At 69.2% G+C, this 12,224-nt stretch carries 14 protein-coding genes; 8 read left to right on the top strand and 6 right to left on the bottom strand.

Features of this window, described 5'->3' with window-relative positions; all coding sequences use genetic code 11:
* The first annotated feature begins 18 nt into the window (after nt 1-18).
* Entirely contained in the window at nt 19-843 is an 825-nt protein-coding gene (locus AB0H50_RS16940) for a putative RNA methyltransferase (protein WP_357452816.1), read from the top strand.
* A gap of 16 nt (nt 844-859) precedes the next feature.
* On the opposite strand, the gene glgA is transcribed toward AB0H50_RS16940, so the two are convergent.
* On the bottom strand, nt 860-2,029 hold the full coding sequence (gene glgA, locus AB0H50_RS16935; protein WP_357453455.1) for a glycogen synthase: 1,170 nt from the start codon (nt 2,027-2,029) through the stop codon (nt 860-862).
* Between the two features lie 137 nt (nt 2,030-2,166).
* On the opposite strand from glgA, the gene glgC reads away from it, so the two are divergent.
* A complete protein-coding gene (gene glgC / locus AB0H50_RS16930) occupies nt 2,167-3,381 on the top strand; it encodes a glucose-1-phosphate adenylyltransferase (protein WP_357452813.1) in 1,215 nt (404 codons plus the stop codon).
* Nucleotides 3,382-3,590: 209 nt separating this feature from the next.
* Here glgC and AB0H50_RS16925 read toward each other — a convergent pair whose 3' ends face one another.
* The 3 genes from AB0H50_RS16925 to AB0H50_RS16915 form a co-directional block, all read right to left on the bottom strand.
* A complete protein-coding gene (locus AB0H50_RS16925) occupies nt 3,591-3,797 on the bottom strand; it encodes a phage holin family protein (protein ID WP_357452811.1) in 207 nt (68 codons plus the stop codon).
* Between the two features lie 96 nt (nt 3,798-3,893).
* The gene (locus AB0H50_RS16920) at nt 3,894-4,340 is read right to left on the bottom strand and encodes a hypothetical protein (protein ID WP_357452809.1); all 447 of its coding nucleotides are present in this window, start codon (nt 4,338-4,340) and stop codon (nt 3,894-3,896) included.
* 12 nt (nt 4,341-4,352) lie between these two features.
* A complete protein-coding gene (locus AB0H50_RS16915; protein ID WP_067845300.1) occupies nt 4,353-4,985 on the bottom strand; it encodes an O-methyltransferase in 633 nt (210 codons plus the stop codon).
* A 342-nt stretch (nt 4,986-5,327) separates the two neighbouring features.
* On the opposite strand from AB0H50_RS16915, the gene sigE reads away from it, so the two are divergent.
* The 6 genes from sigE (at nt 5,328) to AB0H50_RS16885 (ending at nt 10,176) form a co-directional block, all read left to right on the top strand.
* Complete coding sequence (sigE, locus tag AB0H50_RS16910; RefSeq protein WP_357453452.1) at nt 5,328-5,945, top strand: RNA polymerase sigma factor SigE; 618 nt, start codon at nt 5,328-5,330, stop codon at nt 5,943-5,945.
* Between the two features lie 58 nt (nt 5,946-6,003).
* The gene (locus AB0H50_RS16905) at nt 6,004-6,426 is read left to right on the top strand and encodes a hypothetical protein (protein WP_357452806.1); all 423 of its coding nucleotides are present in this window, start codon (nt 6,004-6,006) and stop codon (nt 6,424-6,426) included.
* Nucleotides 6,427-6,436: 10 nt separating this feature from the next.
* On the top strand, nt 6,437-7,999 hold the full coding sequence (locus tag AB0H50_RS16900) for a trypsin-like peptidase domain-containing protein (RefSeq protein WP_357452803.1): 1,563 nt from the start codon (nt 6,437-6,439) through the stop codon (nt 7,997-7,999).
* Nucleotides 8,000-8,032: 33 nt separating this feature from the next.
* Complete coding sequence (tatB, locus tag AB0H50_RS16895) at nt 8,033-8,449, top strand: Sec-independent protein translocase protein TatB (protein WP_357452800.1); 417 nt, start codon at nt 8,033-8,035, stop codon at nt 8,447-8,449.
* A 373-nt stretch (nt 8,450-8,822) separates the two neighbouring features.
* Nucleotides 8,823-9,680, top strand: a complete 858-nt coding sequence (locus tag AB0H50_RS16890; RefSeq protein WP_357452797.1) for a hypothetical protein — start codon at nt 8,823-8,825, stop codon at nt 9,678-9,680.
* Between the two features lie 268 nt (nt 9,681-9,948).
* The gene (locus AB0H50_RS16885; RefSeq protein ID WP_357452794.1) at nt 9,949-10,176 is read left to right on the top strand and encodes a hypothetical protein; all 228 of its coding nucleotides are present in this window, start codon (nt 9,949-9,951) and stop codon (nt 10,174-10,176) included.
* A gap of 99 nt (nt 10,177-10,275) precedes the next feature.
* On the opposite strand, the gene AB0H50_RS16880 is transcribed toward AB0H50_RS16885, so the two are convergent.
* The gene (locus AB0H50_RS16880) at nt 10,276-11,214 is read right to left on the bottom strand and encodes a glucosyl-3-phosphoglycerate synthase (protein WP_357452791.1); all 939 of its coding nucleotides are present in this window, start codon (nt 11,212-11,214) and stop codon (nt 10,276-10,278) included.
* Entirely contained in the window at nt 11,211-12,095 is an 885-nt protein-coding gene (gene folP, locus AB0H50_RS16875; RefSeq protein WP_357452788.1) for a dihydropteroate synthase, read from the bottom strand. The genes AB0H50_RS16880 and folP overlap by 4 nt, the downstream gene beginning before the upstream one ends.
* Between the last annotated feature and the right edge of the window lie 129 nt (nt 12,096-12,224).

Genomic DNA, 12,224 nt, shown 5'->3' with positions numbered 1-12,224 from the left:
CCCTCGGCACTCGCTGATGTGGCCGGCCTGCTGGCCTGCCCGGAATGTCGTCTCTCGCTCGAGGCGGTGGATCGGGCGCTGCGCTGCGGTCGCGGCCACAGTTTCGACATCGCCAAACAGGGCTACGTCAGCTTGCTGACCGGTGCGTCGACCAAGATGACCGGCGACACCGCGGCCATGCTGGACGCCCGCGCCGCCTTCCAGGGCGAGGGGCATTTCGCACCCATCGCCGCCGCCGTGGCTGCTGCCGTCGGTCCGGTCGGCGATCGGGCATCGACCCTGCTGGAGGTCGGCGCGGGCACCGGCTACTACCTGGCCGCGGCGCTCGACGCCGCACCTGGAGCCCGTGGCATCGCGCTGGATGTGGCCAAACCCGCCGCACGCCGCTGCGCGCGCACCCATCCTCGCGCGGCAGCGGTGCTCGCCGACGCCTGGCGTGGCCTACCGGTCCGCGACGGTGTGCTGGCGGGAGTGCTCTCGGTATTCGCGCCACGCAATCCGGCGGAAGCGGCCAGGGTGCTCGACGCGGACGGCCGTTTCGTCGTCGCCGCGCCGACCGCGCGTCATCTGGCCGAGTTGATCGATCCGCTCGGCATGGTCACCGTCGACCCGGACAAGGATCGCCGCATCACCGAGTCCATGTCGGGCTTGTTCGAGCAGGTCGACCGGGCCGTCGTCGAGTATCCGATGAAGCTCGACCGCGCCGAGGTGGCCGATGTGGTCGGGATGGGCCCCTCGGCGCATCACGCCGAACGAGCGCGCGATCCCCGCCTCGCGACGCTGCCGGAGCACATGGAGGTCACCGCGTCGGTCACGGTGTCGACCTATCGCCGCCGTCCCTGACCACGTGCCAGCCGGTTCACGGCTTGCGCACGTGCTCGTAGACCTCGACGGTCCGTTCCGCGATCCGCGACCAGTCGAATTCCGCGATGGCCCTGGCCCGCCCCGCCGCGCCGAATTCGGCGGCCAACATCGGGTCGCCCGCGACCTCGTTGACAGCGGCCGCCAAACCCCGCTCGTACTCCTCGGCGGCGCCCGCGTCGTAGTGCACGAGCCTGCCGGTGCCGCCGTCGGCGACCACCTCCGGGATGCCGCCCACGTCGGAGGCGACGACCGCGGTCGCGCAGGCCATGGCTTCCAGGTTCACGATGCCGAGCGGCTCGTACACCGACGGGCAGACGAACACGGTAGCGGCGGCGAGTATCTGCCTGATCTGCTCGGTGGGCAGCATTTCCCGCACCCAGAAGACGTTCCCGCGCTGCCGCTGCAATTCGGCGACCGCGGCGGCCGTCTCGTCCTCCAGCTCCTTGGTGTCCGGCGCGCCCGCGCACAGCACCAGCTGGATCTCGGGCGCGAACTCGCGCGCGGCGGCGAGCAGGTGACCGACGCCCTTCTGCCGGGTGATGCGGCCGACGAACGCGACGATCGGCCGGTCGGCATGCACCCCGAGCTCGTCCAAGATCGGACGTTCGCCCGAGGCGGGCGGACCCGGCCGCCACAGTGTGGCGTCGATGCCGTTGTGCACCACGTGGACCCGGCTCGGGTCGATCGCCGGGTAGGCGTCCAGTACGTCCTGGCGCATGCCCTCGCTCACCGCGATGACGGCGTCGGCGTGCTCCATCGCGTTGCGCTCCGACCAGGAGGACAGCCGGTAGCCGCCACCGAGCTGTTCGGCCTTCCACGGCCGGCGCGGCTCGAGCGAGTGCGCGGTGAGCACGTGCGGAATGCCGTAGAGGGCGGCGGCCAGGTGTCCGGCCAGGCCGGTGTACCAGGTGTGCGAGTGCACCACGTCCACGTCGCCCGCCGCGTCGGCCATCCGCAGTTGCGCCGACATCATCTGCAGCGCGGCGTTGGCGGCGTAGAGCGTCGAGTCAGGCTGGTGCACGACGGCGTCGGTGCGCTCGGCGCCCATGCAGTGCACGGTCACCTCGCAGAGCCTGCGCAATTCGGCGGTCAGCTGGGTGACGTGTACGCCCGCGCCGCCGTACACCTCGGGCGGGTATTCGCGGGTCAACATCGCGACGCGCAACCGGTCCCCGAGGTCCTCCGGCTCGCCGGATCCCGTCGCCGAGTGCCCGCCGCTCGTGCCGAAACTCACCGATCCAAACTAGACGCTCGGCTCGGCGGGAGCCACCCGCTCCATGACTACACGGTAGTTTGGGCACTGTGAGGAGCCAGCCGCACGTACTCGGGATCGTGCTCGCCGGTGGCGAGGGAAAGCGCCTGTTTCCACTCACCGCGGACCGCGCCAAGCCAGCGGTTCCCTTCGGCGGCGCGTACCGCCTGATCGACTTCGTCCTCAGCAATCTGGTGAACGCGGGCTACCTGCGCCTGTGCGTGCTCACCCAGTACAAATCGCATTCGCTGGACCGGCACATCTCCCAGACCTGGCGGCTATCGGGGTTCGCCGGCGAGTACATCACCCCGGTGCCCGCCCAGCAGCGCCTCGGCCCGCGCTGGTACACCGGCAGCGCCGACGCGATCATGCAGTCGCTGAACCTGATCTACGACGAGGACCCGGACTACATCGTGGTCTTCGGCGCCGACCACGTGTATCGGATGGACCCGGAGCAGATGGTCTCCCATCACATCGATTCCGGCGCGGGCGTCACCGTGGCGGGCATCCGGGTGCCACGCAGCGAGGCCAGCGCGTTCGGCTGCATCGATTCCGACGAGTCCGGCCGCATCATCCAATTCTTGGAGAAGCCTGCCCACCCACCCGGAACGCCGGACGACCCGAACGTGACCTTCGCGTCGATGGGCAACTACGTCTTCACCACCAAGGTGCTGGTCGATTCGATCCGCGCCGACGCCGAGAACTCCGACTCCGATCACGACATGGGCGGCGACATCATCCCCGGGCTCGTCGCGGCGGGCCGGGCCGCGGTCTACGACTTCGCCCACAACGAGGTGCCCGGCGCCACCCAACGCGACCGCGGCTACTGGCGCGATGTCGGCACCATCGACGCCTTCTACGACGCGCACATGGACCTGGTCTCGGTGCACCCGGTGTTCAACCTCTACAACAAGCACTGGCCGATCCGCGGCGCCGCCGAGAACCTGCCGCCCGCCAAGTTCGCCCAGGGTGGGCTGGCCCAGGAATGCATCGTGGGCTCGGGCAGCATCCTGTCCGCCGCGACGGTGCGCAATTCCGTGCTGAGCTCCAACGTGATGGTCGACGACGGCGCCACTGTCGAGGGCAGCGTGCTGATGCCCGGCGTGCGCATCGGCCGTGGCGCGGTGGTGCGCCGCGCCATCCTCGACAAGAACGTGGTGGTCGGCGAGGGCGAGATCATCGGCGTCGACCTGGAGCGCGACCGCGATCGTTTCGCGGTGAGCAAACGCGGCGTGGTGACCGTCGGCAAGGGCGTCTGGGTCTGAGATTCCCTGCGACCGCTGGTGATTCGAGGTGACGGGCGATAACACGAAGCCCGCGGCTCCGGTTCACGCGGCTCGACCCCCGTTCACGCGGCTCGATTCCCGTTCGCATACGGCGCGGCTCTCGTTCGCACGCGGCGCAGCTCTCGTTCACGCGCCGCGCCTCCCGTTCACGCGGCACGACTCCGGTTCATGGTGACGTGGCTCCGATCTCACGACGGTGTGGGCGGGACGGTGCAGAACGGCTGGCAGGAACCGGGCGTGCGCGGCGTCGTCGGCCGCGATCGGTCGCCGAAATCGGCGGTGCTGACCAGAATCGCGAGCACGATCGCCAGCACGAGCAGGATGCCGAACACGATTGTCGCGCCCGCCCACTCTTCGGTGCGGTTCCTCGGTCGATCGTCGTCGTTCCAGAACATCGGCTCGTCCTCCGCGCTGCCCCGGGCTCACCCAAACACACCGCGGGCCCCTCGGCCATCGAAATCGTGAACAGCACGCGGAATTCGGCCCGTGCGTCACGGCGCGGGCGGTGGCGGCGTCCGCGTGCAGAATGGCTCACAGGGTCCGGTGGTCGGCACCACCTTCGCGGGACCGGTGTCGAAATCGGCATTGCTCACCACGAGCAGCACCAGCACGACGAGCAGAATCGCGACCGCGAAAAAGCCCAACCCGGCCAGCACCCAATTCACCGAACCTTTTTCCTTGACCACATGTCCGACGTGGCCGTAATGAACGATTTCCGACGCGTGATCCCACATCGCCAGACCTCCGAATTCGCTTGCGGCACCGAGGTTTTTCGGACGCGACGCGCGCGATGACGTACGGGATCGCCCGCACCCCGGCTGATCGTCGGATACCCGGGACGGGCGCGCTGAATCATCGAATGGCGACAGACCGGCTCTCGTGCGGGACCGGATTCGCCACGGCGGCAAACCGTTCAGCCGCCGCGCCGCGAACGGCATTGCGCGAGTGCGCTATCCGCGTGAGGCGCAGAGCAATCCGTCGCCGACGGGAATCAGCACACAGGTGAGTTCCGGATCCTCCGCGATGGCGCGAGTGGCCGCGCGCACCGCCTGGGTGGCCGGATCGCGCTGGCTCGGATCGGGGACGCGGCCGCCGAGCAGCGCGTTGTGCAGGATGATGGCGCCGCCGTCGCGCAGCAGCCGCACCGCCTGGGCGACGTACTGCGGATGCTCGAGCGGCGCGGCATCGATGAAGACCAGATCGTAGGCGCCGTCAGCGAGGCGGGGTAGCACGTCGAGCGCGCGCCCGTTGATCAGCCTGGTCCGCGCGGGCGGGATGTCGGCGGCGCGGAAGGCGTCCTTGGCCGCGCGCTGATGCTCCGGCTCGGAATCGATCGTGGTCAGCGTGCCGTCCTCGCGCATGCCGTCGAGCAGCCACAGTCCGCTGATGCCCGCGCCGGTCCCGACCTCGACGACCGCGCGCGCACCGAGCAGCTGGGCGTACATGCTCAGCAGGGCCCCGACCGACGGCGGCACCGGTGCCGCGCCCAGCTCGGTGGCCCGTTCGCGCGCGCTGACGAGGATCTCGTCCTCCACGACGGATTCTTCCACGTAGGAGAGATTTCGCTCCAGGTTCGATGCCACGCCTAAGAGGCTAATGCGGGGGCCGTTGTCTCGGCGTTCCGACAACACGCTTTCTGCAGGGATCGGTTTTCTCAGGTGTCCCTCAGGATCTCCATATCCCCGCCATATCGGGACAGGAAAGAGTAAGGGCACGCAAGACCAGCCGACCGCGATACGCGGGACGCGGGAACAACGACATACAGGTAGTCGGTTGTATTCCGTACGCGACGGTTCGTGACCCGGACCGAAACGGGAGTCCCGAGTTTACGGTCCCGAGTAGGAGGTAGCCCCATCCACATGGTCAAAGGTTCGTTTGCGGCTCCGCATGGGCACTCCGAGTACGCCACCCTCCCCGACCACATCATGCCGTTCGAGGCCGAGCAGGCCGAGGACCTCGATGCCGAACTGACCGGAACGGCCGCGTTCGACGCGACCGGTGATCGCTCGGTGATGCCGTCCTGGGACGAGCTGGTCCGCGAACACGCCGACCGGGTCTACCGGCTGGCCTACCGCCTGTCCGGTGATGCGCAGGACGCCGACGATCTCACCCAGGAGACCTTCATCCGCGTCTTCCGGTCGCTGTCGAACTACCAGCCGGGCACCTTCGAGGGCTGGCTGCACCGCATCACGACCAACCTGTTCCTGGACATGGTGCGCCGTCGCAATCGCATCCGCATGGAAGCGCTGCCGGAGGACTACGACCGCGTGCCCGCCGATGGCCCCGGTCCCGAGCAGGCCTATCACGACGCGCGCCTCGATCCCGACCTGCAATCCGCCCTCGACGCGCTGGCGCCGGAGTTCCGCGCCGCCGTCGTGCTGTGTGACATCGAGGGTCTGTCGTACGAGGAGATCGGCGCTACGCTCGGCGTGAAGCTGGGCACCGTGCGCAGCCGGATCCACCGCGGCCGTCAGGCACTGCGCGAGCACCTTGCGCATAATGGATCTCAGCAGCGGTTCGCCGCTGACGCGAACATCGGGTGATTCGCCGGGCACCGGCGACGCCCGGGCCAGAGGATGTCGTTGGAAGGGTGAGCACCGCATGAGTGGCGAGTCCAGCACGTCCGGTCGTCCCGCGAACGGGGCGGAACGCCGGACGCCAGGCAGGTCACCGCGCTTCGCGCCCACCGAACACCTGGCCAGCGAGGCGGTCGTCGCCTACGTCGACGGCGAGCTGCGGATGAACGCGTATCTGCGTGCCGCCCAGCATCTTTCGGTCTGTCCCGAGTGCGCGGCCGAGGTGGACGCGCAGCAGCAGGCGCGGATCGCGCTGCGCCAGTCCGGCCCCATCTCCATCCCCACCGGCTTGCACGACAGCCTGACCCGTATCCCGCTCGCGGAACTGCCCGGCGGTGCGTCGAACAATCCGGGCCGGCCGTCCGGGAACGCCCGTAACGAGGCAGTTTTCGGTTTTCTGCCGGATTCGTTCACCGCGACCCGGTGGACAACCTGGTGGCGCAAGTAGAGTTTGGCGCGTGACCACCGAATCGACGAACACCGGACCTGTGCCGGACGCACGGCCCACCGCCAGTGACACCTCCGATTCGGCGGCCAACAGGGGGAACCTGAGGCCGTCGGACGCGCCCGTGCTCGGGCCGCGGCCGGTCGTCAGACCCCACGTCGACACGCACACCGCCCGCGCCTTCCGCCGCCCGTCGGGCATCTCCGGCTCGTTCGCCGACTACACCCCGCCGCGCGCCGGTGCGGGCGCGCCCCCGCTCGGCCCCGAACTGCACAACCGGCCGCCCGACGCGGTGCTCGCCGAAGCGTTCGGCAGGCCCGAAGGCTCCGACGAACTGCTCCAGCGCGATCCCGACGCGGCCGAGGCCGCCGCCGCGCCCGCCGGCCCGGCGGACCCCTGGCGCGATCCGACCACCGGAGCCCGCCTCGGCGCGCCCGCGGTGCCGACGCCGCAGCCGGAGCCGCTGCCCCAGTCGCGCAAGCTGAGCGCGCGCGAGGTGCTCTTCGGGTCAAGGATCGCGCCCAAGGCGCTGGCCCTGCTCGCCGCGATCGCGCTCGGCATCGGGGTGCTCGGCGGCCTGGTCGGCAGGCTCACCGCCGAGCAGACCACCAACCTCACCTCGCGCAAGGTCACCTTGGAACAGACCGACGGCGTCGAGCGCCCGCACGGTCTGATCGCCGAGGTCGCCAACGCGGTGCTGCCCTCGGTGGTCTCCATCCGGGTCACCGTCGGCGACAACGGCGCCACCGGCTCGGGCGTGGTGATCGACGGCGCGGGCTACGTGGTGACCAACAACCACGTCATCTCGATGGCCGCCCAGGACAAGAGCAACCGGGCCGCCATCCAGGTCACCTTCTCCGACGGCAGCCGGGTGCCCGCGAACATCGTCGGCCGCGATCCCAAGACCGACCTCGCGGTCCTCAAGGTCGACGTGAAGAATCTCACGGTGGCCCTCCTCGGCAAGTCCGGCGACGTGCAGGTGGGCGACGACGTGCTGGCCGTCGGCTCGCCGCTCGGCCTGAGCAAGACCGTCACCTCCGGCATCGTCAGCGCGCTGCACCGCCCGGTGAAGCTCTCGGGCGAGGGCAGCGACACCAACGCGGTGATCGACGCCGTGCAGACCGACGCCTCGATCAACCCGGGTAACTCCGGCGGCGCGCTGGTCGACATGGACGGGCGGGTCATCGGCATCAACACCGCGATCCGCAGTGAGACGGGCGGCTCGGTCGGCCTCGGCTTCGCCATCCCGGTCGACACCATGACCGAGGTCGCGCAGAGCCTCATCAAGAACGGCAAGATGAATCACCCGGTGATCGGCGTCTCGGCCCGCACCAAGACCGTCGCCAACGAGGTGATGAGCGGTGCCGCGGTGGCCGACGTGGCAGCGAACGGACCCGCGGCCAAGGCGGGGATCGTCGAGGGTGACGTGATCGTCCGGGTGGGCGATCGGGAGGTCACCGGGCCGGAGGAGCTGACCGTCGCGGTGCAGTCCCGCGAGATCGGTGAGACGGTGAACGTGCAGTTGATTCGGGACGGCAGGCAGGTGGACGTGCCTGTGACGTTGGAATCCGACTGACCCGCTGGTCGGATGCACGGGTAGCCTGGATTCGTGTTCAGCAACATCGGCTGGAGCGAGATGATGATCCTGCTCGTCGCCGCCCTCGTCATCCTCGGTCCGGAGCGTCTGCCCGGCGCCGTGCGCTGGACCACGGAGAGCCTGCGCCGCCTGCGCGACTACGCCAGCGGAGCCACCGCCCAGCTGAAGGAAGAGCTCGGCCCTGAGTTCGAAGACCTGCGCAAGCCGCTGGCCGACCTGAACGAGCTGCGCGGGATGACGCCGCGCTCGATGGTCACCAAGCACCTGCTGAACGGCGACGATTCGGTGCTGCGCAGCCTGGAGAAGGCCGTACCGACCAAGGACGACCTGTACGGCACGAGCAGCGGCATGCCGGACTATCGGATGCCGAAACTGGAAAAGCCGTTGGAGCGCAACGAACGTCCGCCGATCGATTCCGACGCCACCTGAGTGGAGTGTGCGTCCGCGGGTGCGGGGTCGACGGACTTCGCTCCACAGAACGTATGTCTCCACTCCGGCCATGCGGATCCGGGACGAAATCCGTTCGACAGCACTCACCGTGCGCACCCGCCGCCGCTCCGGCCGTCCGTAGGCTGAGGCCGAAATCCGTTGGGCAGCATCCGTCATGCGCACCTACACTTCCGCCGGGGCCATGCGTGATTCGAGGACGGACTTCGTTCGGCAATGATCATGCGCCGCAGCGTCTTCGGCCCGGCGAGTCGGCGAGAAACGCCGTCGAGGCGAAACAGACTGGGCCGTATGGAAGTCCGCAATGTCAAGCAGACTAGACCCGTAAGGCTGTCGAGCTGTCTAAACTTCGCACATGTCGGCCGATGACGTGGCGCGAGTCTTCGCAATCGAGGACAAGGTCGAGAGACTCAAGGCGGCCACCGACGGGGTGGCGGCGGCGCAGCAGACGATCAACGAACTCACCAGGATCCGCAGGGCGGTCATCCGGGAACTTCACGCCGAGGGCTGGACCTTCGCCAGAATCGGTGCGGCGGCGGGGCTTTCCCGCGCCCGTATCCATCAGGTGAGCACCCAGGGCCCGGCGCCGGAAGGGCTGTTCTTCGGCCACGGGTCGCTCACGGTGCTCGTTCCGGAGGTGCGCGCGGGCCGGGTGCTCGGCGCGCCGGATCCCGGTGCGGCACACCGGCTCGTCGAGCTGCTGGGCGAACTCGGGTTCGCCGCGGGAATCGAAAGATTCCTGCCCGGCAGACCGGTTGACCTGAACCGGGACGGGCTGATCGTGGTCGGCGGTCCCGAATTGTCCCCGAGCGTGCGTCAGCTCATCGCCGCAGATCCCCGGCTGCGCCGCGCGGTGGCGAGGGCGGGCGACGCGCGCCGCGGCATCGAGGACAGGGCCGCGCGCCGCGTGTACCGGCCGGGCGGCCCCGAACCGCACGACATCGCGTATCTGGCCCGCCTCCCCCGCCCCGACGGCCGCGGCACCTGCCTGATCATCGACGGACTGCACCCGCCAGGGTCGCTCGGCGCGGTGCGCCTGCTCGCCACCCGCTTGGCCACGCTGCACGAGCGGGCCGCCAACCACCTGTTCTCGGTACTCATCGCGGTCCGCTACGACCGCGCCAGCGGCGAGCCGGTCGACGTCGACCTGCTCACTCCCGTCTACCGGCACGACGCCGATCCACGCCTCATCGGCACCCGCCCGCGGCGCTGATACGTAGCGCATCGATAGCTGAGAGTTGCCACACACACGTTCCGCGCCCGGTTCGCACGAAATGTCCGGACTATTTCCACATTGTGTCGCATGTCACGTGGCCCTGCGGGTAACAGATATCCGCTCGATGTTTAGATAGCTAGTAGATAACTATCTTTCGAGTAGGTGAGTGCTCCATGTCTTCGATGTCCGACAGTCGCGCATTCCGGGCACCCGTGACGCGCGAAACGAATCATGGTGGGACGAGCGCTCATTCGGGGAGGACGCGATGAACACCATCGTCGTTGTAGGCGTGATCGTCTTCGTCGCCATCACCATCGGCGTTCTGGTCGGCGTGCTGCGGAAGCCGAACTCGTCGGGTCAGCTGACCGTCGCGGCGATCCAGGCCCGGCTGGCCGACGAGGGAAACGGGCAATGTGCGGAGCCGCGCGAGGATGGGGAGTTAACGAGCGCCGAACTGGCCGGTGGCGCGGCCGACGGGCGCGGCGAGTCCTAGCCCGTTCCGGAGCTGGCGAGCAGTCCGGGCGCCTCGCAGACCTTCCACACGCTTCGCAGAGGTTGTAACCCCTGCGAAGCGTGTGAAAGGTCTGCGGAGTTAGGCCGCCACCTGGGACGGGCGCAGGGTGTTCATCGGGGGGCGGTCGGTCAGGGAGACTTCCGTGCTGTGCGCGGTGAAGGCGTCGCCGATCAAGGGGAATTGAGTGAGGGCGGCGCCGGAATCGGCGACTCCGCTACGGCCGAGGACCGTGCCGAGGATTTGGCGGCTCATCACGCCGAGGTCGCCGAGAGGACGGTTGCGGTGGGTGCGCACGCCCAGGTTGACCTGGCCGATGGCGGACAGGCCGACGCGGTCGTAGGTGTCCAGAAGCAGGCCGATCTCCACGCCGTAGCCGGGCGCGAAGGGCACCGAGGTGAGCAGTTCGCGGGTGCCCGCGTATTCGCCGCTGAGCGGTTGCAGCACCGAACACAGTTCCGGGCGCAGCGCGGCGAGCAGCGGACGTGCGACCAACTCGGTGACGCGCCCGCCGCCGTGCGCGTCCACGGTGCCGCCCTGCCGCAGCGGGCGTCGGTAGTAGGCCTTGACCAGGTGCATGTCGTCGTTCAGCAGCAGCGGGCCGAGCAGCTTCGGCACGAAGGCCGGGTCGGGGTCGATGAGATCGGAGTCGACGAACGCGATCAGGTCGCCGCCGGTGACCGCGAGCGAGCGCCACAGCACCTCGCCCTTGCCGGGCAGCGGCTCCAGCTCCGGCACCGCCTGCTCGCGGGTGATGACCTCGGCGCCCGCCGCACGGGCCCGTTCGGCGGTGGCGTCGGTGGATCCGGAATCGAGCACAACCAGCTCGTCGACAAGCGTGCCCAGCAGCGGCCGGATGCTGGCCACCACTTCGGCGACGGTGTGTTCCTCGTTCAGCGCGGGCAGCACCACCGACACGGTGCGCCCGTCCTTGGCGGCGATCAGCTCGTCGACCGACCACTCGGGGTTGTCCCAGGTATTCGTGCTTGCCCAGGCGGACTCGCGGTGTTGGATTTTCATACCAGACCTCGCAGGGTTCGTGCGGGGGGCCGGATGCCCTGGATCGCGGCGATCATGTCCACGACGCGCCGTGTTTCGGCGACCTCGTGGACGCGGAAGACTCGGGCGCCCGCGGCGGCGGACCACGCTGTTGCCGCCAACGTGCCCTCCAACCGTTCGGAGAGACCGACACCAAGAGTCTCCCCGATGAAATCCTTGTTGCTCAGCGCCATCAAGACCGGCCATCCGGTATTTACGAGAACGTCGATTCCCCGCAACAGTTCGAGCCCGTGATAGGTGTTCTTGCCGAAATCGTGGGTGGGATCGATCAGGATCGAATCCTTGCGTACGCCCGCGGCGAGCGCGTCCTCGGCGGCCCGGACGACCGTTTCGGTGACCTCGCTCACCACGTCGTCGTACCTGACCCGATGCGGCCGGGTGCGCGGCACCGCGCCGCCGGTGTGGCTGCACACGATGCCGACGCCGAGTTCCGCGGCCGCCACGACCAGATCCGGGTCCGCGCCCGCCCAGGTGTCGTTGATCAGGTCGGCGCCCTCGGCCACCGCGGCACGCGCGACCTCCGAGCGCCAGGTGTCGACGCTGATCAGCAGGTCGGGATACGCCGTGCGGATCGCCGCGACGAAGGGCACCACCCGCCGCGTCTCCTCTTCGGCGTCGACCGTCGCGCCCGGCCCGGCCTTCACTCCCCCGATGTCGACGAGATCAGCGCCTTCGTCGACCGCGCGGGCGACCGCGTCCATGGCCGCGGCGTCGGTGAATGTCGCGCCTCGGTCGTAGAAGGAATCGGGGGTCCGGTTCACGATCGCCATCACGAGCGCCCGATCGGTCGCCACCGGCTTGCCGCACAGCGTGGGGGACGGCACGGCAATCGGGCTGAACATGCTCTCGACTGTAGCGGCTCAGCTCTTCGGCGCGCGGCCCGCCGCGACGTCGGCGGCGTAGTCGTCGTACGCGGGGACGTACCCCTCGGCGCGGCCCGCGACCGCGTAGGGCGCGCTCCCGGGTGTCCG

Origin of the sequence: Nocardia sp. NPDC050793 (assembly GCF_040654065.1) — a bacterium.
Taxonomy (GTDB): Bacteria; Actinomycetota; Actinomycetes; order Mycobacteriales; family Mycobacteriaceae; genus Nocardia.
This window is presented reverse-complemented; position numbering and strand designations above follow the sequence as displayed.